Source organism: Burkholderia cepacia ATCC 25416, assembly GCF_001411495.1.
Lineage (GTDB): Bacteria > Pseudomonadota > Gammaproteobacteria > Burkholderiales > Burkholderiaceae > Burkholderia > Burkholderia cepacia.
Window position 1 is genome coordinate 1,455,992 of the sequence record NZ_CP012981.1, and the last position, 24,692, is coordinate 1,480,683.

The window sequence follows — 24,692 nt, forward strand, 5'->3', positions numbered from 1 at the left end:
CATGACCGCCACGTCCTCGCGCGCATCGTCGTCCACCAGCCAGTCGCGCCGCGCGCGCCTGGCCGCCGCCGCGCAGCCGGTCAGCCCCGGCCCGCAGACGGCAGCCTTCGCGCAGGGCGTCGGCGCCGCGCATGCGGCGGCCGTCACGCTGTCGAACGCGGCGCTGCGGCTCGACGTGCTGCCGCATCTCGGCGGCGGCATCGCGCGCTTCGACTGGCGCGGCGACAACGGCGCGTTGATGCCGGTGTTCCGCCGCTGCGACCACCCGGAGACAGCGACGGACCCGAACCAGCTCGCGTGTTATCCGCTGCTGCCTTACTCGAACCGCATCGGCGGCGCGCGTTTCGAATGCGACGGGCGCAGCGTCGCGGTGCCGCGCAACCGCCGCGACGAGCCGCTGCCGATCCATGGCGACGGCTGGCTCGCGCAATGGCAGGTGGACGATGCGACCGCCACGTCGCTGCAGCTGTCGCTCGATCGCGCCGCCGGTGCGCCGTATGCGTTCCGCGCGATCCAGTCGTTCGAGCTCGACGATACGACGCTGTCGATCGCGCTGACGATCGAGAATGCGGGGCGCGCGCGATTGCCGTTCGGGCTCGGCGTGCATCCGTTCCTGGTGCGCGACGACGTGACCGAGCTGGCCGCGGCCGCCGGCGGGCTGTGGCTGTCGGGCGCCGATTTCCTGCCGGTGCGGCACGTGAGCGTGCCGCCGGCCTGGCAGTTCGGCGTCGCGTATCCGCTGCCGGCCGCGCTCGTCAATCACGCATTCACCGGCTGGGGCGGCCACGCGACGGTGAGCTGGCCGCGCCGCGGACTGTCGCTGACGGTGGCGGCCGACGCCGATGCGTACGTGCTCTATACCCCGCCCGGCGAGGATTTCTTCTGCTTCGAGCCGGTCGATCATCCGATCAACGCGGTGAACCTGCCGGGCGGCGCGACCGCGCACGGGATGACGCTGCTCGCGCCCGGCGAGCGGCTCACGCGGCGTTTCGCGTTCACCGTCGAGCGCGCCGATGCGCGCGGCAATGGCGCGACACGCGAGGCGCGCCGGCGACGCGGGTAAAATACGCGGTCTACCAACGGTTTGCCGCGAGTACCCGCCATGTCTTCCCCGCTTACTTTCATCGAATCGCTGCGCGCCGCGTGGCAGCGCACGAATTCGCTGCTGTGCGTCGGCCTTGATCCCGAGCCGTCGCGCTTTCCCATGCAGTTCGAGGGCCAGCCCGACGCGATCTTCGAATTCTGCCGGCAGATCGTCGACGCGACCGCGCAATACGCGAGCGCGTTCAAGCCGCAGATCGCCTACTTCGCCGCGCATCGCGCGGAAGACCAGCTCGAGCGCCTGATCGCGCACATCCACCTCCAGCACCCGGGCCTGCCCGTGATCCTCGACGCGAAGCGCGGCGACATCGGCAGCACGGCCGAGCAGTACGCGCGCGAAGCGTTCGAGCGCTATCGCGCGGACGCCGTCACGGTGAACCCGTACATGGGTTACGACTCGGTCGAGCCGTACTTCGAGCACGAAGGCAAGGGCGTGATCGTGCTGTGCCGCACGTCGAACCCGGGCGGCTCCGACCTGCAGTTCCTCGACACGAACGGCCGGCCGCTGTACCAGGTCGTGGCCGATCTCGCGGCGAACAAGTGGAACGCGAAGAACGGCCAGCTCGGCCTCGTGGTCGGCGCGACGTTCCCGAAGGAAATCGAGATCGTGCGCGGGATCGTCGGCGACATGCCGTTGCTGATCCCCGGCATCGGCGCGCAGGGCGGCGACGTGCAGGCGACCGTCAACGCAGGCCGCACGGCCGACGGCACCGGCATGATGATCAACTCGTCGCGCGCGATCCTGTACGCGAGCAAGGGCGAGGATTTCGCCGAAGCCGCGGCGCTCGCCGCGCAGAAGACCCGCGACACGATCAACGCGCATCGCTGATCGAGAATGGCGCCGGCTGCCCGCGCGGGCAGCCGGTTCCGGCAGGCCCGCGTTCGCGGACCCGTGCCGCTTTCTCCGCCTTACCGCCTCCGTTTCCCTCGTTCCCGGCCGTCGCACTGACGCGCACGGGCAATTTCCCGTCGTTTCCGCACCGCATGCCCGCGCGCCAATCGCGCGATGCTCGCGCTTGTCATCGATCTGTAACGAAACCGTCAAGAAAGGGAGTGACGCCATGCCCAAGCTGTCCCGACGTCTTTTGAGCGCGCTTGCCGCGTCGTTGTGCATGAGCTTCGCCCACGCGGCGGACCTGTCGCACTGGCCGGCCGACAGCGCGAAGGCGTTGAACGCGATGATCGCCGCGCACGCGAACCGTGGCGACTACGCGGTGTTCGACGCCGACAACACGACCTATCGCTACGACCTCGAGGAGTCGCTGCTGCCGTACCTGGAGAACCGTGGCGTGCTGACGCGCGACACGCTCGACCCGTCGCTGAAGCTGATCCCGTTCAAGGATTCCGCCGACTACAAGGAATCGCTGACGAGCTATTACTACCGGCTCTGCGAGATCGACGACCTGGTCTGCTACCCGTGGATCGCGCAGGCGTTCGCCGGGCAGTCGCTGGCCGACCTGAAGCGCCACGTCGACGCGATGCTCGCCGACGGCAAGCCGATCCCGATCCGCTACTGGCAGGGCGACAAGGTGGCCGACGGCACGGTGAACCCACCGCGTTTCTTCCGCGGGATGCAGGAGCTGTACAACGCGCTGCGCGAGAACGGGATCGAGGTCTACGTGATGACGGCCGCGCACGAGGAGCTCGCGCGGCTCGTGCTGTCCGACCCGAAGTACGGCTACAACGTGAAGCCGCAGAACGTGATCGGCGTGACGACGCTGCTGCGCAACCCGGCGACCGGCGCGCTGACGACGTCCCGGTTGCAGATCAAGGCGGGCAAGTACGACGAGGCCGCGAACCGCAGCCTCGTGATCACACCGTTCCTGATGAACCCGATGACGTGGTACGAAGGCAAGCTCGGCTCGATCGTCGGCTGGATCGATCAGTGGAAGAAGCCGGTGCTCGTCGCGGGCGACACGCCGACGTCCGACGGCTACATGCTGCTGAACGCGACCGACGTCGCGCGCGGCGGCGTGCGCGTGTGGGTGAACAAGAAGGACAAACAGATGGCGCAGATCCGCGCGTGGTCGGATGAATCGGCCGCGCGGCAGAAGTCGCTCGGCCTGCCGGTCACGGCGGACAAGAACTGGATCGTCGTGAAGCCCGACGCGATCCAGTAAGCGGGCCGGCAGGGGCGCGGCGGGCGCCCCGGCCCGGTCAGCCCTCGCGCTCGTCGAGCAGCTTCAGCAGCCCGCGCAGGGCATGCGCGGCCGCCTGCGTGCGGATCTGATCGCGGTCGCCCTTGAACACGAGCGTCTCGACGTCGGTATGCAGCCGGTTGCTCCAGCCGAACGACACGGTGCCGACCGGTTTCTTCTCGCTGCCGCCGGCCGGGCCCGCGATGCCGGTGACGGACAGCGCGACCTGCGCGCGGCTGTTGCGCAGCGCGCCTTCGGCCATCGCGCGCGCGACGGGCTCGCTGACGGCGCCGTGCTTGTCGATCAGGTCGGGCGGCACGCCGATCATGTCGATCTTGGCCTGGTTCGAGTACGTGACGAAGCCGCGCTCGAACCACTGGCTGCTGCCGGAGATGTCGGTGATCGCGGTGGCGATCATGCCGCCGGTGCAGGATTCGGCGGTGGCGAGCGTCAGGTGCTCGTCACGCAGCTTGTTGCCTGCGCGGATCGCAAGCTGGTGGACGACGGAATCGGTTGGCATGCGCGTCGGGAAACGGGAGTCGGGAAATCGGTCAGCCGACGACGGAGCGCCACAGGGCGATCACGAGCAGCGTCATGAACGCGGCGACCAGGTCGTCGACCATGATGCCGAGCCCGCCTTTCAGGCGGCGCTCGAAATAGCGGATCGGCGGCGGCTTGAGCATGTCGAAGATGCGGAACGCGACGAACGCCCATAGCTGGCCGATGAAGGTCGCGGGCGTGACGAACAGCATCACGAGCCAGATCGCGACGATTTCGTCCCAGACGACGGCGCCCGGATCGGACGTGCCCATCTTTCTCGCGGTGAAGCCGGTGAGCCACGTGCCCGCCACGAACCCGACCGCGATCAGCGCCCACCATTCGGGCACCGTCAGGTAGCGGTTGAGCACGACGAACGTGAGCCAGCCGAACAGCGAGCCGAACGTGCCAGGCATGAGCGGCGCGAGCCCGCTGCCGAAGCCGAGCGACACGAGGTGCGCGGGGTGCGACAGCATGAAGCGCGCGGTCGCGCGCCGCGGCGCGTGTTCGCCAGGTGCGGCGCCGGGCTCGGCCGCGGCGTGCGCGGGCGTCGGGTCAGTCTGCATGGAAGTGGTCGAAGCCGTGCAACGTGAGGGCGAGGGGCGCGCCGGCGGCGTCGCGCCACGCGATCGCGGGCTGTTCCGACGGCGCGGACAACGCGCGTATTGTACCGATTCGCGTGACCGGCACGCCGGCCGTCAGGCCGGCCGCCTCGACCGCCGCGCGGGCCGCCGCCGGCGCGGTGAAGCACAGTTCGTAGTCGTCGCCGCCGGCCAGCGTGCAGCGTCGCTGCACGTCGGGCGGCAGCGTCGCGAGCGCGGCCGAGCGCGGCACCGCGTCGGCATCGATCTCGGCGCACACGTGCGAGCGTGCGAGGATGTGCTGCAGGTCGCCGGCGAGGCCGTCCGAGATGTCGAGCGCCGCGTGCGCGACGCCCGCGAGCGCCAGGCCGAGCGCGATGCGCGGCTCGGGGCGCTCGAGCGCGCGCCGGAACGCAGCGGCTTCGGCCGCGCCGGCCGCCCATTCGCCGCGCGCGACGCCGAGGCCGGCGCGCGCATCGCCGAGCGTGCCGGACACCCAGACGTCGTCGCCGTCGCGCGCGGCATCGCGCCGCAGTGCGGCGTCGGGCGCGACTTCGCCGAATACGGTGACGCACAGGTTCAGCGGGCCGCTCGTGGTGTCGCCGCCGATCAGCTCGCAGCCGTAGCGCTCGGCGAGCGCGAACAGCCCGTTGCTGAACGCTTCCAGCCACGCCGCGTCGGCACGCGGCAGCGCGCACGCGAGCGTGAAGGCACGCGGTTCGGCGCCCATCGCCGCGAGGTCGGACAGGTTGACCGCGAGCGTCTTGTGGCCGAGGGCGTCGGGCGCGACATCGGGGAAGAAGTGGCGGCCTTCCACCAGCATGTCCGTCGAAATGGCCAGCAATTTCCCGGATCGCGGTGCGATCAGCGCGCAATCGTCGCCGATGCCGAGCGTCGACGCGCGCGCCCCCTGCGCGGCGCGGCGCGTGAAGAAGCGTTCGATCAGTGAAAACTCGGAGAGGGCGGCTGGCACGGCGGGCGATCCGGAACGGTTGAAGGAACGGCATTGTACGAGGCGAACGGCGGCGCTTCTGCACCATCCGGTACATTTTTGTCGCGGCTGTTGCACCCGAATCGCCGGTCTGGCGGCCGATGATTGGCGCTACAATGCCGTCGAACAGTTATTCTAATCCGCCCGTCACGAGACACATGTCCACCCAATCCTCCTCCAAAGCCAAGCTCCGCGAAGCCGCCCTCGACTATCACGAATTCCCGACCCCCGGGAAAATCGCGATCGCCCCGACCAAGCAGATGATCAACCAGCGCGACCTCGCGCTCGCGTACTCGCCGGGTGTGGCGTACGCGTGCGAGGAGATCGTCGAGAATCCGCTCAACGCGGCACGCTTCACCGCGCGCAGCAACCTGGTCGGCGTCGTCACGAACGGCACGGCAGTGCTCGGCCTCGGCAACATCGGGCCGCTCGCGTCGAAGCCGGTGATGGAAGGCAAGGCGGTGCTGTTCAAGAAGTTCGCGGGCATCGACGTGTTCGACATCGAGCTGAACGAGTCGGATCCGCACAAGCTCGTCGACGTGATCGCCGCGCTGGAGCCCACCTTCGGCGGGATCAACCTGGAAGACATCAAGGCGCCTGACTGCTTCATCGTCGAGCGCGAAGCGCGCAAGCGGATGAAGATCCCGGTGTTCCACGACGACCAGCACGGCACCGCGATCGTCGTGGCCGCGGCCGTCACGAACGGGCTGAAGGTCGTCGGCAAGGACATCAAGAAGGTCAAGCTCGTCGCGTCCGGCGCGGGCGCGGCTGCGCTCGCGTGTCTCGACCTGCTGGTCGACATCGGCCTGCCGCTCGAGAACATTACGGTGACCGACCTGGCCGGCGTGGTCTACAAGGGCCGCACCGAGCTGATGGACCCGGACAAGGAGCGTTTCGCCCGCGAAACGGAAGCCCGGACGCTGGCCGAAGTGATCGACGGCGCGGACATCTTCCTCGGCCTGTCGGCCGCCGGCGTGCTGAAGCCGGAGATGGTGAAGGGCATGGCCGAGCGCCCGCTGATCCTCGCGCTCGCGAACCCGACGCCGGAAATCCTGCCGGAAGCGGCGCTCGAAGTGCGCCCCGACGCGATTCTCGCGACCGGCCGCACCGACTACCCGAACCAGGTCAACAACGTCCTGTGCTTCCCGTTCATCTTCCGTGGCGCACTCGACGTCGGCGCGACGACGATCACGCGTGAAATGGAGATCGCGGCGGTCAACGCGATCGCCGAGCTCGCGCAGCACGAGCAGAGCGACATCGTCGCGACCGCGTACGGCATCCAGGATCTGTCGTTCGGGCCCGAATACCTGATTCCGAAGCCGTTCGATCCGCGCCTGATCGTGAAGATCGCGCCGGCCGTCGCGCAGGCCGCGATGGACGGCGGCGTCGCGACGCGCCCGATCGAGGACATGGAAGCCTACAAGCAGCACCTGCAGCAGTTCGTGTACCACAGCGGCACGACGATGAAGCCGATCTTCCAGATCGCGCGCGCTGCGCCGGAAGAGAAGAAGCGCGTTGTATTCGCGGAAGGCGAAGAAGAGCGTGTGTTGCGTGCCGTTCAGATCATCGTCGACGAAAAACTCGCGAAGCCGATCCTGATCGGCCGCCCGTCGGTGATCGAGCACCGTATCCAGCGCTATGGCCTGCGCCTGACGCCGGGCACCGATTTCACGGTCGTCAACACCGAGCACGACGAGCGCTACCGCGACTTCTGGCAGACGTACTACAAGATGATGGCGCGCAAGGGCATCAGCGAGCAGCTCGCGCGCGTCGAGATGCGCCGCCGCACCACGCTGATCGGCTCGATGCTGGTGAAGAAGGGCGAAGCGGACGGGATGATCTGCGGCACGATCAGCACCACGCACCGCCACCTGCACTTCATCGACCAGGTGATCGGCAAGCGCCCGGGCTGCAGCGTGTACGCGGCGATGAACGGCCTCGTGCTGCCGGGCCGCCAGATCTTCCTCGTCGACACGCACGTGAACGTCGATCCGACCCCGGAGGAACTGGCGGAGATCACGATCATGGCCGCGGAAGAAGTGCGCCGCTTCGGCATCGAGCCGAAGGTCGCGCTGGTGTCGCACTCGAATTTCGGCACGAGCAATGCACCTTCGGCGAAGAAGATGCGCGATACGCTCGCGATCCTGCAGGAACGTGCACCGGAGCTGAAGGTCGATGGCGAGATGCACGGCGACGTCGCGCTCGACGCGGCGCTGCGCAAGGAAATCCTGCCGGAATCGACGCTGGAAGGCGAAGCGAACCTGCTGATCCTGCCGAACATCGACGCAGCGAACATCGCGTACAACCTGCTGAAGACGGCTGCGGGCAACAACATCGCGATCGGGCCGATCCTGCTGGGTGCCGCACAGCCGGTGCACGTGCTGACCGAATCGGCGACCGTTCGTCGCATCGTCAACATGGCGGCGCTGCTGGTCGCCGACGTGAACGCCGCGCGCTGAGCCAAAACGAACGCGCCAGGCCGGTCGAACCGGCGTGGCGCGTCGGGCGAAATTGTAAACAAAAGCAAAAAGAGGCGTGCCCGCAATGGGCACGCCGCGGGCAGGGCGCAAACGCGCTTCCCTCAAGGCAACAGCAGCATCTCTCCACTCCTGGTAGCGAGCGCGGCAAGGAGGCAGGTCTTGCCGTACGAGAGATGCCGCCTTTATTTTATCCTGTGTAAGATAAATGTAGTGTGATTTCGGTAAAAAATGCGTAATTCCGGACATCGCGATGCTTTCGATTCCCAAACGGACATTGATTCGCGCGGCCAATAACGCTACGCTAACGCCTTTGTTGGTCGTCAACTACTTGATTTAACAGCGGGAACCCTGGTTCATGGCACGCAAGTGGCTCCGCAACGGCGCGCTCGCGTCCGTCTTCGCGATGTTCGCGATGGGTATCGTCGGCACGCCGACGGGCAGTCTGGTTTCCGCCGCTTACGCACGGGAGGCCGTTCCGGCCGACGTCGCGGCGAGCGGGCTCGATACGATCCCGACCGCCAGTCTTCCGCGCGAGGCCGTGACCACGCTGGGCCTGATCGGCGCCGGCGGCCCCTATCCGTACGAGAAAGACGGCGTCGTGTTTGGCAACCGCGAGCGGATCCTGCCAAAAGCGAAGCGCGGCTACTACCATGAGTACACGGTACCGATGCCGCGTGCCCGCAATCGCGGCGCGCGCCGGATCGTCTGTGGCGGGCCGTTGCGCCGGATCGACAACTGTTATTACACGGGCGACCACTACAACAGTTTTAAACGTATTGTTGAATGACTTCGGGACGAATGGCATGAGCGACTCCATCTACGCGCACGAAACGGCGGCGGCGGAACTGTTCGCGGCCGGCGACGGCAACCTGTTTCAGCGCGTGATTCAACTGCACGCGGCGGCGCAGGCCGGCGGCACGCCGGAGCAACAGGAAGCCGAGCCCGGGCTTTCATCGAACGAGGAGCCTATGAGCCTTTTCACGACCGTGCGACCCAATCTCGTGCAGTCGATCCGCGCGTTCCGCGTGCAGGATCTTGCCGACGAAGCCGGCCGGCTCGGCCAGCATTTCCTGTATGCATATTGCGGCGCCGCGCAGTCGAAGCAGGAAGTGATGGAAACGATCGCGACATCGTTCCTGTTCCCGAAACATTTCGGGAAGAACTACGACGCGCTGTACGACTGCCTGACCGACCTCGTCGCGAAGGCCGGCGCGCAGCCCGGTTTCGTGATCGTCCTCGAAGGGCTGCCGATCGCGCAGAAATTCGACAAGGAAGGGCGCGAGACGCTGCTCGACGTGTTCCGCGAGGCGGCCGAATTCTGGGCCGAGCGCAAGGTCGCGTTCCGCGTGTTCTACTCGTTCGCGTAAGCACGGGTCGGCCAACGGCCGATCCGGCGAAACACCCGCCCAAAGCCCGCTTCGAGCGGGCTTTTTTGCGTCCGCGCGCGATGCGCTGCACGCGCCGCGCCCGGCCCGACAAAAGCCTTTCATCGCGCACCTTTTTCCGCGACAATCGGTCAGCCCGGCCGCGGCCGCCGCGCCGGGCGCACAACTCCAATCATTCGAGAGAGGGCCGTTTTCCCATGACCGCTACCCGATTCGTGGCGCGCGCCCGTGCGCGTCGCCCGCTCGTCCGCGCGCTGGCCGCGTGTGCGCTGTCGCTCGGCATCCCGCTTGCCGCGCAGGCCGCGGCGCTCACACCCGAACAGACCGTCGACGTTTATCTGGGCGCCATCGTCAACAACGACGCGGCGAAGGTCGAGCAATTCAACGACACGGTGCGCGAGACAGCCGATCCGAAGGAGGCCCGGAACATGCTGCTGCCGGCCGACATGTACGGCGACATGCGCGAACAGATGCTCGGGCAGACGCTGGCATTGATGTCGGAATCCGCGCGCGAAGCGCTGGCGCCGTCGCTCGACTCGATGCTGGTCGCGTACACGGGCGCGTTGCGGCGATCGCAATGCAACGTCACCGGCGTCAAGCGCACGCCGGGTGCAGGCGGGAAGGGGCAGGAACGCGCCACGGTCAGTTTCGAGTGCAAGGTGGCCGACGTCACGCCGCCGGGCGACGCGGCCACGAAAGCGCGCGCGAACGCGAAAACCGACCAGCAGCGCTTCGCGGCTGTCAGGACGACGTTCACGGACGTGGCGCGCGCGTTCAACGACGCCCCGGTCAGCCGGCGCATCAAGGGGCAGGTGGAGATGGTCGGTTCGGACAGCAAGGGCTGGACGACCGACAGCCCCGAAAGCCTGCTGAAGCCCGTCGTCGATGCGCTGTCCGGCCCGGTTGTCGCGGCGGTCGCCGCCAGCCAGCAATGAGGCTGCCGCGCCGGCCCGATCGATTCGATACCGACATGACCCGACCGATGGACGTTTCCCTTCATGCGCGCCGCGGCGCGCGTTTTCCGTTGTTCCGCGCGACGCGCGCGGCCGTGCTGTCCGCGCTCGTCGCGGGCGGTGCCGCGCACGCGGCGGTGCTGACGCCCGAGCAGACCACCGATCTGTATCTCGGCACCTTCGTCAACGGCGACGTCGCCAAGGCGGCGCAGTTCAACGATGCCATGCGCACGCGCTTCGACGGCAAGGACGCACTCGACGTCGCGGCGATCCCGAAGCTCGGCGACACGATGCGCGACAACATGATCGCCGCGCTGCTGTCGAAGATGCCGACCAGGTCTCGCGCGGCATTGCGCGAACCGATCAGCGCGTCGATCACGTCGTATCAGCATGTGCTGGCCCGTTCCGAATGCAAGGCGACCGGCTCGACGCAGAAGCCGAACGAGTACGTGGCGGGCGAATCGATCGCGACGGTCGATTTTTCGTGCCATGTCGTCGACGTGGAGCCCGGCGTAAAGGCGCTGAAGGAGAAGCTGGGCAACCCGCGCCTGAAGACCGACAAGGCCCGGACGGCCTTCCTCGCCGCGTTTTTCTCGGGCATGGCGCGCGTCTACGACGAGGCACCGATGGGCCGCCCCGTGACGGGGCAGGTCGATCTCTACGGCACGAACGAGAAGGGCTGGCTCACGGGTTCTCCGGGTGACGTGCTGTCGCCGCTGGTTGATGCGTTGCTGGGGCCGATCGGCTCGGCGGGCGGAGAAGCCGACAAGTAAGCGACGCGATCCCGGCCGCTGCACATGGCCGGCATGCCGTGCATTCGAACGGGGAGTGAACGATGAAGATCCTCACGCGAGGGATGCTGGTTGTCGCGGTGGCCGTTTCGATGTGCGGAGCGGCTGTGGCGGGCGACAACGCCGCCGAGCCGGTCGCGCTGCCGGTTTCGCCGGCGGCGCACGCGGCCGTCGAGCGGCTGCTCGCCGATCTGCGCACGCGCTCGACACCGGACCAGTACGCGGCGGTGGCCGCCGCGATTCACGCGTCGCCGGCGCTGGCGGCGCAACTGGACGAACTGGTCGACGCCGGCCTGCTGACGCGCATCGCGGTCGACAGCGGCGAGCCCGCGCTCGGCAGGACGACCGGCGCGTTGCGCAACGGGAGCGTGTGGATCCTGACGCCGGCGTTCGTCGCGCAACAGGCGCCGCGGCGCCTGTTCGACGTCGTGCAGGACGACGACATCCTGCCGGACAACATGGTGTTCGCGCTCGGCTACATGGCATGGCGCGCGAAGCACGATGCCGACGTGAGCCGCGCGTCCGACGCGCTGCGGGCGTCGGACGACAGCGCGGACGCGAAGAAGCAGCGGTGGATCGACCTGAACACGCGGATCGACGCCGGCGGCTTCATCCAGGGCTGGAACGACACGGTGGACGCGGCCACGTTCCAGCAGGGCGGCCGATCGGTCAGCATCGTGCAGGCGGTGCAGATGATGATGAACCTGCGCTATCGCGGCCCGCTGATCACGGCGATCCGGGCGACGCCGCCGGCGCGCAAACTGCGGATCACCGGGCCGACGCTCGCGCTCGATGCGGACAACCTCGACGCGCTGGCATCCGCGCTCCAGACTTCCCCCGTCATCGACATCGAGCCGTTCAGCGCGGCGCGCTGACACGCGTCGCCGTGCGCCGGCGTCATGCCGCGGGGCGTGCCCGGCCGCGCCTCGCGATCACCACCCGCCCCAGCGCGCCGCGAGCGCGGCGAGCACGGCCGCGCCGGCCGTCTCGGTGCGCAGCACGCGGGGCCCGAGCGACAGCGCGGTGAACCCGCGTGCGCGGGCCGCGTTTTCCTCGTCGGGCGACAGCCCGCCTTCCGGCCCGATCAGCAGCGTGACGGTTGCCGCAGGCGGCGCGTCGGGCAGCGACGCGAACGGGATGCTCGCGCGCGGCGACAGCAGCAGCCGCAGCTCGCCGTCGGCCGGTGCGGCCGGCAGCGTATCGAGCCACGCGTTGAAGCCGGCGATCTGCGCGACGTCGGGCACGCGGTTGCGCCCGCATTGTTCGCACGACGCGCGCACGACGCCGCGCCAGTGCGCGACGCGCTTGTCCGCGCGCTCGCCGGCGAGCTTCACGACGCCGCGCGCGGTCGACAGCGGCACGACCGCGGCAACGCCGAGCTCGACGGCTTTCTCGATCACCCAGTCCATCTTGTCGCCGCCGGCGATGCCTTGTGCGAGCGTCACGCGATAAGGCGGCTCGGCTTCGGCCGGGTCGAACGTGTCGATCTGCGCGAGCGCGCTGCGCTTGTCGATCTCGACGAGCCGCGCGCGGTACTGGCCGCCGGTGCCGTCGAACAGCGCGAGCACGTCGCCGGGCTGCAGGCGCAGCACCTGCGCGTGGCGCGCGACATCGGCCGGCAACGCGAGCGTGGCGTCGGCGCGCAGTGCCGCGTCGACGAAAAAGCGCGGCACGGCCGCGGTGGTGGTGGCTTCGTTCATGCGTGTAGCGGTTGGGGTCATGCGTCGAGACGGCGCCCGAGCGCCCATCGGTAGCCGTCGAGATCCTCGATCTGCGCGAACCGGTCGCCCCAGAACTGGTCCTGCGGCGGGCTCAGCGATTTCGCGCCCGCGTCGAGCGCGCGCTGCCAGGTGGCGTCGACGTCGTCGACATACAGGTAGAACGACTGCGGCGCGGTGGCGTTCGCGCTCTTCGGCGTGAGTGCGGTCGAGCCGAACGCACCCTCGGGCGCGAACATCACGATCAGCTGGCCGCGGTAGGCCATCTCGACGTGCATGATCGCGCCGTCCTCGTCGTGCACGTCGCGCAGCTCGAAGCCGAATGCGGCCTTGAAGAAATCGATGGCCGCGCGCGCGTTGCGTACGGCCAGGTAGGGTGTCAACCAAGGCACGTTGGCCGGACGTGGATCGGTCATGAAAATCTCCTGTGTGGGCGCTTCGGCGCTTGCGCTGATTCCATGCTTCGGCGTTCGTTCAGGGGGCGGCGCGGCGTCCGGGGCGGCTCGCCCCGTGCCGCACGTCACGCATTTTGCGAAGACACGACGGGAAAGCGGAGCGAGGCGCCGCGCCGACGCTCAGCGGCGAACGCCCAGTGTATCGCGCAGCGCGCGCGGCAGGGCAAAGAGGGACGCATGCAGCCGGGCGTCGTAGTAGCGCAAACCCTGGACGCGGCGGGCGGCGAGCCGCTCGTCGACGTCGTGCGCGAACAGCGCGGCCGCGTCGAGCGTGTCGCTCGCGATCGCCATCAGCCACTGCGAGCCGTACAGCGGCACGTGCGCGGACAACGGATCGACGACCGAGAAGCTCGCGCGCAGGTCGTCGAGCAGCGCGGCGATGCGCGCCGTGTGGAACAGCGGCGAGCCGAGGTGCATCGAGATCGCGCCGCACGGCGTGAGGATCCGCTTGAGTCGCGCGTAGAACTCGCGCGTATAGAGGCCGGCCGCCGGCGAATCGGGCGGCGTGAGGTCGAACACGACGAGATCGAAGTGCTCGACGGTCGACGTGACGAAATGCGCGGCGTCGCCGATCACGACCTCGACGCGCGGATCGTCGAGCGCGCCCTGGTGTACGTCGTCGAGATAACGACGTGCCATGCCGACCACCTCGTCGTCGAGCTCCGCGACGACGATCCGCTCGATGCATGCGTGCTTGAGCAACTGGCGCGCCGCGCCGCCGTCGCCGCCGCCGAGCACGAGCGCCTTCCTCGGGCACGGATGCGCGAGCGCGGCCGGGTGCGTCATGCACTCGTGATACACGTATTCGTCGCCGACCGACGTCATCGGCCGGCCGTCGAGCGTAAACAGGCGGCCGAGCTGCGGCGTTTCCCAGACTTCGATCTGCTGGTGCGGCGACGCGACGTGCGCGAGCCGACGGGCGTTCGGGAAGCCGTACGCGGCGTCGGGCGTGGGATGAAAGAGAAGGGTCGTGCTCACGGGCGGGCCGCCAGGGCAGGGAGTTCCGACGTCTGAATTATAGGAGGCGGGCGGTTTGACGGAAAACCGTGCCGGAACACTACGCGCCGACAAGGGAAATGTCAGGCCATCTGTTAAAATGACGAGCTTTGCAGCCTCGTCCGTAGGCTCCGTCCGCTTCGCGTCCGTCAGGCGCCGCACCGCGCGCCGGGAACGATCGACGCCCGAGCTTCCGGATGCCGCCGTGCCCCGTTTCCTCGACTCGTTCTCCGGACTCGACATGACGACTTCGTCTCCCGCCTCCACCACCCTGATGGCCAACGCGATCCGCGCGCTCGCGATGGACGCCGTCCAGCAAGCGAACTCCGGCCACCCCGGCATGCCGATGGGCATGGCCGAAATCGGCGTCGCGCTCTGGTCGCGCCACCTGAAGCACAACCCGACGAACCCGCACTGGGCGGACCGCGACCGCTTCGTGCTGTCGAACGGCCATGGCTCGATGCTGCTGTACTCGCTGCTGCACCTGACCGGCTACGACCTGCCGATGGAAGAGCTGAAGAACTTCCGCCAGCTGCACTCGAAGACGCCGGGCCACCCGGAATACGGCATCACGCCGGGCGTCGAGACGACCACCGGCCCGCTCGGCCAGGGTCTCGCGAACGCGGTCGGCATGGCGCTCGGCGAAGCGCTGATGGCCGACGAGTTCAACCGTGACGGCGCGAAGATCGTCGATCACCACACGTACGTGTTCCTCGGCGACGGCTGCCTGATGGAAGGCATCTCGCACGAAGCCTGCTCGCTCGCCGGCACGCTGAAGCTGAACAAGCTGATCGCGCTGTACGACGACAACGGCATCTCGATCGACGGCGACGTCGTGAACTGGTTCCACGACGACACCCCGAAGCGCTTCGAAGCCTACGGCTGGAACGTGATCCCGAACGTGAACGGCCATGACGTCGACGCGGTCGACGCGGCCATCGCGAAGGCGAAGCTGTCGGACAAGCCGACGCTGATCTGCTGCAAGACGGTGATCGGCCAGGGCGCGGCGACCAAGGCCGGCGGCCACGACGTGCACGGCGCGGCGCTCGGCGCGGAAGAAATCGCGAAGACGCGCGAAGCGCTCGGCTGGAAGTGGGAGCCGTTCGTGATCCCGCAGGAAGTCTACGCGGCATGGGATGCGAAGGAAGCGGGCAAGCGCGCCGAAACCGAATGGGACGCGACGTTCGCCGCCTATCGCGCGAAGTTCCCGGCAGAAGCCGCCGAATTCGAGCGCCGGATGGCCAACAAGCTGCCGGCCGACTGGGCTGAAAAGGCCGCGGCGATCATCGCCGGCGCGAACGAGCGCGCCGAGACGGTTGCGACCCGCAAGGCGTCGCAGCAGGCGATCGAAGGGCTGGCTGCCGCGCTGCCGGAGCTGCTCGGCGGCTCGGCCGACCTGACCGGCTCGAACCTGACCAACTGGAAGGCGTCGAAGGCCGTCCGCGCGAATCCGGAAGGCCCGGGCGTCGTGCTGGGCAACCACATCAACTACGGCGTGCGCGAATTCGGCATGAGCGCCGCGATCAACGGCCTCGCGCTGCACGGCGGCCACAAGCCGTTCGGCGGCACGTTCCTGACGTTCTCCGACTACAGCCGCAACGCGCTGCGCGTGGCCGCGCTGATGAAGGTGCCGTCGATCTTCGTGTTCACGCACGATTCGATCGGCCTCGGCGAAGACGGTCCGACGCACCAGTCGATCGAGCACGTGTCGAGCCTGCGCCTGATCCCGAACCACGACGTGTGGCGTCCGGCCGACACGGTCGAGACGGCCGTCGCGTGGACCCACGCGGTCGCCGCCGACCGTCCGTCGAGCCTGATCTTCAGCCGCCAGAACCTGGCATTCAACCCGCGTACCGATGCGCAGATCGCGAACATCGACAAGGGCGGCTACGTGCTGAAGGACTGGGACGAAGAGATCGTCGCGCGCAAGATCATCCTGATCGCGACGGGCTCGGAAGTCGAACTCGCGATGAAGGCCGTCGAGCCGCTCGCGCAGCAAGGCATCGCGGCACGCGTCGTGTCGATGCCGTCGACCAACGTGTTCGACCGCCAGGACGCCGAATACCGTGAACGCGTGCTGCCGCACGGCGTGCGCCGTGTCGCGATCGAAGCGGGCGTGACCGCGTTCTGGCACAAGTACGTCGGCCTCGAAGGCGGCGTCGTCGGGATCGACACGTTCGGCGAATCGGCACCGGCCGGCGTACTGTTCAAGTACTTCGGCTTCACCGTCGAGCACGTCGTCGAGACCGCCAAGGCCGTGCTGGCCTAAAGACATACGCGACGCGCGCCGCCCCTCGCGCGCGTCGCACGTGAAGCTGCACGAAACGAATTTTTTCAGCCATCAGGAGATAGACCATGACGATTCGCGTCGCAATCAACGGCTACGGCCGTATCGGCCGCAACACGCTGCGCGCGTTCTATGAAAACGGCAAGAAGCACGATCTCGAGATCGTCGCGATCAACGACCTGGGCGATGCGAAGACCAACGCGCACCTGACCCAGTACGACACCGCGCACGGCAAGTTCCCGGGCGAAGTGTCGGTCGACGGCGATTACCTCGTCGTGAACGGCGACAAGATCCGCGTGCTGGCGAACCGCAACCCGGCAGAACTGCCGTGGGGCGAGCTGGGCGTCGACGTCGTGATGGAATGCACGGGCTTCTTCACGACGAAGGAAAAGGCGAGCGCGCACCTGAAGGGCGGCGCGAAGAAGGTCATCATCTCGGCACCGGGCGGCAAGGACGTCGACGCGACGATCGTCTACGGCGTGAACCACGACGTGCTGAAGGCCGAGCACACCGTCATCTCGAACGCATCGTGCACGACGAACTGCCTCGCGCCGCTCGTCAAGCCGCTGAACGACAAGATCGGCCTCGAAACCGGCCTGATGACGACGATCCACGCTTACACCAACGACCAGGTGCTGACGGACGTCTATCACGAAGACCTCCGCCGCGCGCGTTCGGCTACCCACAGCCAGATCCCGACGAAGACGGGCGCCGCTTCGGCCGTCGGCCTCGTGCTGCCGGAACTGAACGGCAAGCTCGACGGTTACGCGATCCGCGTCCCGACGATCAACGTGTCGATCGTCGACCTGTCGTTCATCGCGAAGCGCGACACGACGGTCGAGGAAGTCAACGCGATCATGAAGGAAGCATCGGAAGGCGCGCTGAAGGGCATCCTCGGCTACAACGACGCACCGCTGGTGTCGATCGACTTCAACCACAACCCGGCTTCGTCGACGTTCGACGCAACGCTGACCAAGGTGTCGGGCCGCCTCGTGAAGGTGTCGAGCTGGTACGACAACGAGTGGGGTTTCTCGAACCGCATGCTGGATACGGCTGTCGCATTCGCGAACGCGAAGTAATCCCGTACGTTGCGCGGCCGCCGCAAGGCGGCCGGCGTGGCGAACGAGCCCGGCCCGGTTTTCCGGCCGGGTTTTTTATTGCCCGGCGTTCGCCGTCACGTGTTCGAGCGCGTCGACGAACGCACGCTTCAGTGGGCTGTCGAGATCGGTCCACGCGAGGCCGATACCGGTGCGGTGCCCTGCCAGGTCGAGCGGCCGCGCGAGCACGTTCGGCGGCAGCGCGCTGGCAGCCTCCGCCGGCATCAGCCCGATTCCCATCCCCGCCGCGACGAGCGCGAGCATCGTCGTGAACTCCCCGAACTCCTGTGCGATCTCGAGCGTCGTGCCCGCGCGGCTCAGCGCGAGCAGCATGTCGTCGTGAAAGCCCGGCGCGTAGCGGCGCGCGAGCACGAACGCGGGCTGGCCGCGCAGCGCGGCCGGCGGGATGGCGTCGTGCGCGGCGAGCGGATGGTCGAGCGGCAGCGCGACGACGAAGCCTTCCTCGAGCACCACGCGCGTGTCGATGCCCGCATACGCGGCCGGCAGCCGGATCATCCCGAAATCGATCCGCCGGTCGCGCAGCGCGGCGACCTGGTCGGGCGTCGGCATGTCCTTCAGTTCGAGCGTGATCAGCGGATAACGCTCGCGCATCGTGCGCAGCACGGCCGGCAGCAGCGCGGGCAGCACCGACGACACGAACGCTATCCGCAGCGTGCCGATTTCGCCGCGGCTCGACAGCCGCGCCATCTGTTCCGCGCGCGCGGCCTGCTGCAGCGTGGCACGCGCCTCGGGCAGGAACACGCGCCCGGTATCGCTCAGTTCGACCTTGTGGCGGTCGCGCTCGAACAGGCGTGCGCCGAGTTCTTCCTCGAGCGCCTTGATCTGCATGCTCAGCGCGGGCTGCACGATGAACAGGCGCTGCGCGGCGCGCCCGAAATGCAGTTCTTCCGCGAGCGTGACGAAGGCGCGCAATTGCTTGAGTTCCATGGGCGGCGGGCAGGCGTGAGCGGTAATCAGATTTCATGATAACCGGATCAAAAAAGACCATTGGCGCGGTGCCCGGCCGGCGGCCGAAGATACCGTCAACGCGAGACCGGCCGCGATGGGCCGCCGGCTCGACTGGCACGAGGAGACACGCATGACCCACGCGCTTGAACGGTTCCGACTCGACGGCCGCCGCGCACTGATTACCGGTTCCGGACGCGGGATCGGGCTGACGCTTGCCCGCGGGCTGGCCGAAGCCGGCGCGGCGATCGTCATCAACGATCGCAATGAGGAGAAGGCCGCGACGCTCGTGCGGCATCTGCGCGAGGAAGGCTTCACGGCCGACTACGCGGTATTCGACGTCGCCGAGCACGCGCAGGTGCGTGCGGCGATCGACGATTTCGAGGCGCGCGTCGGCGCAATCGACATCCTCGTGAACAACGCCGGCATCCAGCGCCGCGCGCCGCTCGACGCATTCGAACCCGACGACTGGCAGGCGCTGATGCGCGTGAACCTCGACGGCGTGTTCAACGTCGCGCAGGCGGTGGCGCGGCACATGATCGCGCGCGGCCGCGGGAAGATCATCAACATCTGCTCGGTGCAGAGCGAGCTCGCGCGGCCGACGATCGCGCCGTATGCCGCGACCAAGGGCGCGGTGCGGATGCTGACCAAAGGGATGTGCGCCGACTGGGCGCGCCACGGCATCCAGGCGAACGGCCTCGCGCCCGGCTATTTCGAAACCGAACTCAACCGCGCGCTGGTCGACGACGCCGCGTTCTCGGACTGGCTGTGCAAGCGCACGCCGGCCGGCCGCTGGGGGCGCGTCGACGAGCTGTGCGGGGCGGCGATCTTCCTCGCATCGGCCGCGTCCGATTTCGTGAACGGCCAGACGCTGTTCGTCGACGGCGGCCTGACCAGCGCCGTCTGAGCGGCGGCGCGAGCGCGCCATGCGCGCAGCGCCGTTGCGCCGGCCGCGGCCGGCATCCGAATTCCCAGAAGAGCCCGCCGCACGAGCGGGCCGATGTCCCGGTCGCGGTACGCGCCGGGTTCCGGAACGGAAGGCAGGAGACAGGAGACAACGATGGATCGCATTTCCCCGCCGCCCGCGCGGCACGATGCAGGGTCCGGTGCGCCGGGCGAGACCGTCGAGCGCCGCGGCGTCGACGCGAAGCAGCTCAACCGCGCGGCATGGACCTGCTCGCTCGGCAGCGCGCTCGAATACTACGATTTCGCGTTGTACACGCTCGCATCGGCGCTGGTTTTTGGGCCGCTGTTCTTTCCCGCGCAGACCGCCGAGACGCGGCTGATCGCGAGCTTCGGCACCTACTTCGTCGGCTTTGCGGTGCGCCCGCTCGGCGGGGTCGTGTTCGGCGTGCTCGGCGACCGGATCGGCCGCAAGTTCGTGCTGACGGCGACGGTGCTGCTGATGGGCGTCGCGAGCACGCTGATCGGCGTACTGCCGACCTTCGAAACGGCGGGCTACTGGGCCCCCGGGCTGCTCGTGCTGCTGCGCATCCTGCAGGGCCTCGGTGCCGGAGCCGAGCAGGCCGGCGCCGCGGTGCTGATGACCGAATACGCGCCGCCCGGCAAGCGCGGCTTCTATGCGTCGCTGCCGTTCCTGGGCATCCAGCTCGGCACGGTGCTGGCGGCCGCGGTCTATTTCCTGCTGCTCGCGAACCTCGACCGCGTCACCGACGGCTGGGGCTGGCGCGTGCCGTTCCTGTTCAGCGCGGTGATCGTCGCGGTCGGGATCTACATGCGCGTGCGGCTGCACGAGTCGCCGACCTTCGTGCGGCTCGAGAAGCGTGCGCAGGTATTGGCGAATCCGCTGAAGAGCGCCGTGCAGCATTCGAAGCGCTCGCTGCTGATCGGCATCGGCCTGCGGATGGCCGAGAACGGCGGCTCGTCGATCTACCAGGCACTCGCCGTCAGCTATCTCGCGGGCGTGATCGGCATGAAGGGGCCGATCGGCGCGCTCGCGCTGGTGTGCGCGGCGACCGTCGGCGCGTGTACGGTGCCGCTGGCGGGCCGGCTCAGCGACCGCTTCGGCCGCGTGCGCGTGTATCGCACGTTCGCGTGGCTGCAGCTCGCGCTCGCGTTCCCGGTGTGGTGGATCTTCAGCCAGGGGAACGTGGTCGCGAGCGTGATCGCGATCTCGGTCGCGCAGGGCTTCGCGAACTGGGGGATGCTCGGCGCGCAGGCCGCGCTGCTGCCCGAACTGTTCGGCGCGCGGCATCGCTACATGGGCGTGTCGTTCTCGCGCGAAGTGTCGGCTGTGCTCGCGGGCGGGATTGCGCCGCTCGTCGGCGCGACGATCATCGCGACCGTGATCGCGCTGCACGGCGGCGATCACGCGGCCGGCGTGCGCGCCTGGGTGCCGATCGCCGCGTACCTGGTGCTGCTGACGCTGATCACGCTGTTCACGACGTCGCGGATGCCCGAAACGCTGAACCGCGATCTCGACGATCCGCTCGACGCGGCACAGGTGGCGCAGGCCCCGGGCGCCGATGCGCTCGCGCGGCACGCATGAACGGGTCGGGCGGCTGACGCGGCCCGGCCTGCCTTCGCATTCAACTTATCTCGACAGGAGCAAGCGCAGATGGCGCACGAATCGACCCAGCGGCCCGAACTGCTGATGACGGGCCCTTACCAGCCGTGGGACGACGCATGGCTGTCGGCAGGCTATGACGTCCACCGGCTGTGGGAAGCCGCCGACCGCGCGGCGTTCCTCGCCGAACACGGCGCCGGCGTGCGCGCGATCGCGACGCGCGGCGATCTCGGCGCGAATGCCGCGCTGATCGCCGCGCTGCCGAAGCTCGAGATCATCGCGTGCTACGGCGTCGGCACCGATGCGATCGACTTGGCCGCCGCGCGCGAGCGCGGCATCCGCGTGACGAACACGCCCGACGTGCTGACCGGCGACGTGGCCGACCTCGGCGTCGGGCTCGCGCTCGCGATGATGCGCCGCATCGGCGCCGGCGACGCGTACGTGCGTTCCGGCGCCTGGCGCGACGGCGACATGCCGCTCGTCACGCGGCTGTACGGCAAGCGCGTCGGCGTGGTCGGCTTCGGCCGGATCGGCTCGACGATCGCGCGCCGGCTGTCGGGCTTCGACGTCGAGCTCGGTTACTTCGACGTCGCGCCGCGCGCGGACAGCCCGCACCGCTTCTTCGGCGACCTCGCCGAGCTGGCCGGCTGGTGCGACCTGCTGATCGTCACGCTCGCGGGCGGGCCGGCGACGCGTCACCTCGTCGGCGCCGCCGTGCTCGACGCGCTCGGGCCGCAAGGCTATCTGGTGAACGTGTCGCGCGGCACGACCGTCGACGAACCCGCGCTGCTCGACGCGCTCGAGCGCGGTGCGATCGCCGGTGCGGCGCTCGACGTGTTCTGGAACGAGCCGCGCATCGACCCGCGTTTCCTCGCGTTGCCGAACGTGCTGCTGCAGCCGCACCATGCGAGCGGCACGATCGAGACGCGCCAGGCGATGGGCTGGCTGGTGCGCGACAACCTTGCCGAGCACTTCGCCGGCGCGCCGCTGGTCACGCCGGTCGTCTGAGGAGGCTGTCATGCGTATGCGTTGCATGTGTGTCGTGATCCACGGGCCGAACGACCTGCGGGTGGAAGAACAGGACGCGGGCGAGATCGGCCCGGGTCAGGTGCGCGTCGAGGTCGCGATGGGCGGCATCTGCGGCTCCGATCTCCATTACTTCCGGCACGGCGGCTTCGGTGCGATCCGGCTGCAGCAGCCGATGGTGCTCGGCCACGAGGTCGCCGGCACGGTCGCGGAAGTCGCGCCGGACGTGACGTCGGTGAAGGTCGGCGATCGCGTCGCGGTCAATCCGAGCCGGCCGTGCGGTGCGTGCCGCTACTGCCTCGAAGGGCTGCCGAACCAGTGCCTCGACATGCGCTTCTACGGCAGCGCGATGCGGATGCCGCACGTGCAGGGCGCATTCCGCAACGCGCTCGTGTGCGACGCGGTGCAGTGCGTGAAGGTTGCCGATCACGTGCCGATGTCGCTCGCGGCGCTCGCCGAACCGTTCGCGGTCGGGCTGCATGCGGTGTCGCGCGCGGGCCCGCTGATCGGCAAGCGCGTGCTCGTGTCGGGCTGCGGGCCGATCGGCGTGCTCGCCGTCGCGGCGGCGCGCGTGCACGGCGCGGCGGAGATCGTCGCGACTGACGTCGTCGAGGCGCCGCTGGAAGTGGCGAGCGCGCTCGGCGCCGACCGCACGATCAACGCGGCGGCCGACGCCGGATGGGTCGAGCGCTACAGCGCCGGCAAGGGCACGTTCGACGTGATGATCGAGTGTTCGGGCAATGCGCGCGCGCTGCGCGACGGGCTGGACGTGATGCGTCCGCGCGGGGTCGTCGTGCAGCTCGGGCTCGGCGGCGACGTCAGCCTGCCGCAGAACGTCGTGGTCGCGAAGGAGCTGTCGATTTGCGGTTCGTTCCGCTTTCACGCGGAATTCGCGCTCGCGGTGCAGCTCATCAACGCGGGGCGCGTCGACCTGCGGCCGGCCGTCACGCGCGTGTTCCCGATGCGCGACGCGAACCTCGCGTTCGAACTGGCCGGCGACCGGCAGCGTGCGATGAAGGTGCTGATCGATTTCGTCGACGAAGCTGCGTGACGGTCACGCACTGGCGCGACTGTCTCGACGCGATCGTGAAAAGGGCACGCCCGCGCTTCGCGGGGCGTGCCCTTTTTCATGGTGACGAGAAAACGCCCCGCTGAATTACTGCGTGACCTGCCGCGCGCCGGCGCGCTGCGACGCGAGCCACAACACGACCAGCACGCCCGCGAGCGCCGCGCCCGCGATGCACACGCCGCGCCAGCCGTCGATGCCGTACGCGACGCTCGCCGCGAACGACCCGAGCGCGCCGCCGATGAAGTAGCTTGTCAGGTAGATCGTCGTCACGCGGCTGCGCGCGTTGCCGGCCAGCGCATAGATCACGCTCTGGTTCGAGATGTGGACGCCCTGCACGCCGACGTCGAGCAGCAGGATGCCCGCGATCAGCGCCGCCAGCGAGTGCGCGCCGGTCGCGATCAGCGCGAACGACGCGAGCACGGCCGCCGCGAACAAGCCCGTCGCGGCATTGCCGTGTCCGCGATCGACCAGCCGGCCGGCCGACGTCGCCGCGAGCGCGCCTACCGCGCCGACGACGCCGAACAGGCCGATCTGCCCTTCGGAATAGCTGTACGGCGGCTGGCTCAGCAGGAACGTGAGGCCCGTCCACAGCAGGCTGAAGCACGCGAACACGAGCGCGCCGTAGGCGGAGCGCAGCGCGATCAGCGGTTGCGCGCGCACCAGCGCGACGAGCGACTTCATCAGCGCCGCATAGTCGAGGCGCGCGTCGCGGCGATCCTTCGGCAGCTTCACGGCGAGCACGGCCGTCAGCGCGAGCACCATCACCGCGGCGATGCCGTACACGGCCCGCCAGCCGAACCCGTCGGCGATCGCACCGGCCGCGACGCGCGCGAGCAGGATGCCGAGCAGCAGCCCGCTCATCACGGTGCCGACCGCGCGGCCGCGCGAGCGCGCGTCGGCGAGCGACGCCGCGAACGGCACCAGCAGCTGCGTCGAACAGGTGACGAAGCCGACCGCGACGTTCGCGACGACGAACATCGTGAAGTTCGTGCTGAACGTGACCGCGGCCAGCGCGACGACGTTGAGCATCAGCAGCCGCACGATCAGCGTGTGGCGGTTGACCGCGTCGCCGAGCGGGACGATCAGCAGCAGGCTCGCCGCATAACCGAGCTGCGTCAGCGTGACGAGATAGCCGAGTTCGGTCGGCGCGCGGCCGAAGCTGTGCGCGATCGCGGCGAGCAGCGGCTGCGCGTAATAGATGTTGCCGATGACGATGCCGCACGCGCACGCGAACAGCAGCGTCATGCCGCGGGTCAGGGGAGGATGGTTGTCTTGATGCGGTTCCATGGTCGCGAAAAACAGCGGCGCCGGCCGGCGGCACGGGGGCTGTCGGCTGCGCGGGGTGACGGAAATCGGGGCCGGCATCAACGGATCGGCGGTGAACCGATGCGCGCCGGGCGGATCGCGGCCGGGCCCGGATCGGGCGGGCGGCGGATCGTCGTGCGGCGGGCGCAGGCAGGCGGGCCCGGGCGGGCCGTTCCGATGCGCAAAGCAGGTGCGATGCGCCGGAACGGATGTGCGTATGATGCGGGAATCGAACCATAGCGTCCAAGACTGGATCGTTATGCTCTTCATTGGTAAAACCAATACGTCG

General features: G+C 68.7%; 23 protein-coding genes. 15 read left to right on the forward strand and 8 right to left on the reverse strand.

Annotated features, from left to right (window positions below; all coding sequences use genetic code 11):
• Position 1 precedes the first annotated feature (1 nt).
• The 3 genes from APZ15_RS06680 (at position 2) to APZ15_RS06690 (ending at position 3,221) form a co-directional block, all read left to right on the forward strand.
• On the forward strand, positions 2-1,063 hold the full coding sequence (locus tag APZ15_RS06680; protein ID WP_027788411.1) for an aldose 1-epimerase: 1,062 nt from the start codon (positions 2-4) through the stop codon (positions 1,061-1,063).
• A gap of 39 nt (positions 1,064-1,102) precedes the next feature.
• Entirely contained in the window at positions 1,103-1,930 is an 828-nt protein-coding gene (gene pyrF / locus APZ15_RS06685; protein WP_027788410.1) for an orotidine-5'-phosphate decarboxylase, read from the forward strand.
• A gap of 232 nt (positions 1,931-2,162) precedes the next feature.
• Complete coding sequence (locus APZ15_RS06690; protein WP_027788409.1) at positions 2,163-3,221, forward strand: hypothetical protein; 1,059 nt, start codon at positions 2,163-2,165, stop codon at positions 3,219-3,221.
• A 37-nt stretch (positions 3,222-3,258) separates the two neighbouring features.
• Here the strand turns inward: APZ15_RS06690 and APZ15_RS06695 are convergent, their stop codons facing one another.
• From APZ15_RS06695 to thiL, 3 genes are read right to left on the reverse strand one after another with little or no spacing between them, the layout of a single operon-like run.
• Positions 3,259-3,759 (reverse strand): CinA family protein, encoded by a 501-nt coding sequence (locus tag APZ15_RS06695; protein ID WP_021161868.1) that lies wholly within the window; start codon positions 3,757-3,759, stop codon positions 3,259-3,261.
• 31 nt (positions 3,760-3,790) lie between these two features.
• Positions 3,791-4,342 carry a phosphatidylglycerophosphatase A family protein gene (locus tag APZ15_RS06700; protein WP_027788408.1) on the reverse strand — a complete coding sequence of 184 codons (552 nt, stop codon included), beginning with the start codon at positions 4,340-4,342 and terminating at the stop codon, positions 3,791-3,793.
• Positions 4,332-5,330 (reverse strand): thiamine-phosphate kinase, encoded by a 999-nt coding sequence (gene thiL / locus APZ15_RS06705; RefSeq protein WP_027788407.1) that lies wholly within the window; start codon positions 5,328-5,330, stop codon positions 4,332-4,334. Before thiL ends, APZ15_RS06700 begins: the two co-directional genes overlap by 11 nt.
• Positions 5,331-5,464: 134 nt before the next feature.
• Between thiL and APZ15_RS06710 the strand changes: the two genes are divergently transcribed.
• The 6 genes from APZ15_RS06710 (at position 5,465) to APZ15_RS06735 (ending at position 11,832) form a co-directional block, all read left to right on the forward strand.
• The gene (locus tag APZ15_RS06710) at positions 5,465-7,807 is read left to right on the forward strand and encodes an NADP-dependent malic enzyme (RefSeq protein ID WP_027788406.1); all 2,343 of its coding nucleotides are present in this window, start codon (positions 5,465-5,467) and stop codon (positions 7,805-7,807) included.
• 376 nt (positions 7,808-8,183) lie between these two features.
• Positions 8,184-8,615 carry a guanyl-specific ribonuclease gene (locus tag APZ15_RS06715; RefSeq protein WP_027788405.1) on the forward strand — a complete coding sequence of 144 codons (432 nt, stop codon included), beginning with the start codon at positions 8,184-8,186 and terminating at the stop codon, positions 8,613-8,615.
• A 16-nt stretch (positions 8,616-8,631) separates the two neighbouring features.
• The gene (locus APZ15_RS06720; protein WP_021159266.1) at positions 8,632-9,195 is read left to right on the forward strand and encodes a barstar family protein; all 564 of its coding nucleotides are present in this window, start codon (positions 8,632-8,634) and stop codon (positions 9,193-9,195) included.
• 215 nt (positions 9,196-9,410) lie between these two features.
• Positions 9,411-10,148 carry a hypothetical protein gene (locus APZ15_RS06725; protein WP_027788404.1) on the forward strand — a complete coding sequence of 246 codons (738 nt, stop codon included), beginning with the start codon at positions 9,411-9,413 and terminating at the stop codon, positions 10,146-10,148.
• Between the two features lie 35 nt (positions 10,149-10,183).
• Complete coding sequence (locus APZ15_RS06730; RefSeq protein WP_226153329.1) at positions 10,184-10,939, forward strand: hypothetical protein; 756 nt, start codon at positions 10,184-10,186, stop codon at positions 10,937-10,939.
• Positions 10,940-11,001: 62 nt separating this feature from the next.
• Positions 11,002-11,832 carry a hypothetical protein gene (locus APZ15_RS06735; RefSeq protein WP_027788402.1) on the forward strand — a complete coding sequence of 277 codons (831 nt, stop codon included), beginning with the start codon at positions 11,002-11,004 and terminating at the stop codon, positions 11,830-11,832.
• Positions 11,833-11,889: 57 nt separating this feature from the next.
• Here APZ15_RS06735 and APZ15_RS06740 read toward each other — a convergent pair whose 3' ends face one another.
• The 3 genes from APZ15_RS06740 to speE form a co-directional block, all read right to left on the reverse strand.
• A complete protein-coding gene (locus tag APZ15_RS06740; protein WP_027788401.1) occupies positions 11,890-12,657 on the reverse strand; it encodes a 16S rRNA (uracil(1498)-N(3))-methyltransferase in 768 nt (255 codons plus the stop codon).
• Between the two features lie 17 nt (positions 12,658-12,674).
• Positions 12,675-13,091, reverse strand: a complete 417-nt coding sequence (locus APZ15_RS06745; protein WP_021159271.1) for a VOC family protein — start codon at positions 13,089-13,091, stop codon at positions 12,675-12,677.
• Positions 13,092-13,250: 159 nt separating this feature from the next.
• Positions 13,251-14,108: a polyamine aminopropyltransferase gene (speE, locus tag APZ15_RS06750; RefSeq protein WP_027788400.1), complete on the reverse strand. Its 858-nt coding sequence runs from the start codon at positions 14,106-14,108 to the stop codon at positions 13,251-13,253.
• Positions 14,109-14,367: 259 nt separating this feature from the next.
• Here speE and tkt point away from each other — a divergent pair, with 259 nt between their 5' ends.
• Both tkt and gap read left to right on the forward strand, forming a co-directional pair.
• Complete coding sequence (gene tkt / locus APZ15_RS06755) at positions 14,368-16,395, forward strand: transketolase (RefSeq protein WP_049098284.1); 2,028 nt, start codon at positions 14,368-14,370, stop codon at positions 16,393-16,395.
• A gap of 86 nt (positions 16,396-16,481) precedes the next feature.
• Positions 16,482-17,492 (forward strand): type I glyceraldehyde-3-phosphate dehydrogenase, encoded by a 1,011-nt coding sequence (gap, locus tag APZ15_RS06760; RefSeq protein WP_006485712.1) that lies wholly within the window; start codon positions 16,482-16,484, stop codon positions 17,490-17,492.
• Between the two features lie 75 nt (positions 17,493-17,567).
• Here the strand turns inward: gap and APZ15_RS06765 are convergent, their stop codons facing one another.
• Positions 17,568-18,458: a LysR family transcriptional regulator gene (locus APZ15_RS06765; RefSeq protein WP_027788398.1), complete on the reverse strand. Its 891-nt coding sequence runs from the start codon at positions 18,456-18,458 to the stop codon at positions 17,568-17,570.
• 151 nt (positions 18,459-18,609) lie between these two features.
• On the opposite strand from APZ15_RS06765, the gene APZ15_RS06770 reads away from it, so the two are divergent.
• From APZ15_RS06770 to APZ15_RS06785, 4 genes are all read left to right on the forward strand, one after another.
• Positions 18,610-19,383: an SDR family NAD(P)-dependent oxidoreductase gene (locus APZ15_RS06770; protein WP_027788397.1), complete on the forward strand. Its 774-nt coding sequence runs from the start codon at positions 18,610-18,612 to the stop codon at positions 19,381-19,383.
• A gap of 153 nt (positions 19,384-19,536) precedes the next feature.
• Positions 19,537-20,985 carry an MFS transporter gene (locus APZ15_RS06775; protein WP_027788396.1) on the forward strand — a complete coding sequence of 483 codons (1,449 nt, stop codon included), beginning with the start codon at positions 19,537-19,539 and terminating at the stop codon, positions 20,983-20,985.
• Between the two features lie 69 nt (positions 20,986-21,054).
• Positions 21,055-22,011 (forward strand): 2-hydroxyacid dehydrogenase, encoded by a 957-nt coding sequence (locus APZ15_RS06780; RefSeq protein ID WP_027788395.1) that lies wholly within the window; start codon positions 21,055-21,057, stop codon positions 22,009-22,011.
• A 10-nt stretch (positions 22,012-22,021) separates the two neighbouring features.
• Positions 22,022-23,080 carry an L-idonate 5-dehydrogenase gene (locus tag APZ15_RS06785; protein ID WP_027788394.1) on the forward strand — a complete coding sequence of 353 codons (1,059 nt, stop codon included), beginning with the start codon at positions 22,022-22,024 and terminating at the stop codon, positions 23,078-23,080.
• A 105-nt stretch (positions 23,081-23,185) separates the two neighbouring features.
• Here the strand turns inward: APZ15_RS06785 and APZ15_RS06790 are convergent, their stop codons facing one another.
• A complete protein-coding gene (locus APZ15_RS06790) occupies positions 23,186-24,385 on the reverse strand; it encodes an MFS transporter (RefSeq protein WP_027788393.1) in 1,200 nt (399 codons plus the stop codon).
• Between the last annotated feature and the right edge of the window lie 307 nt (positions 24,386-24,692).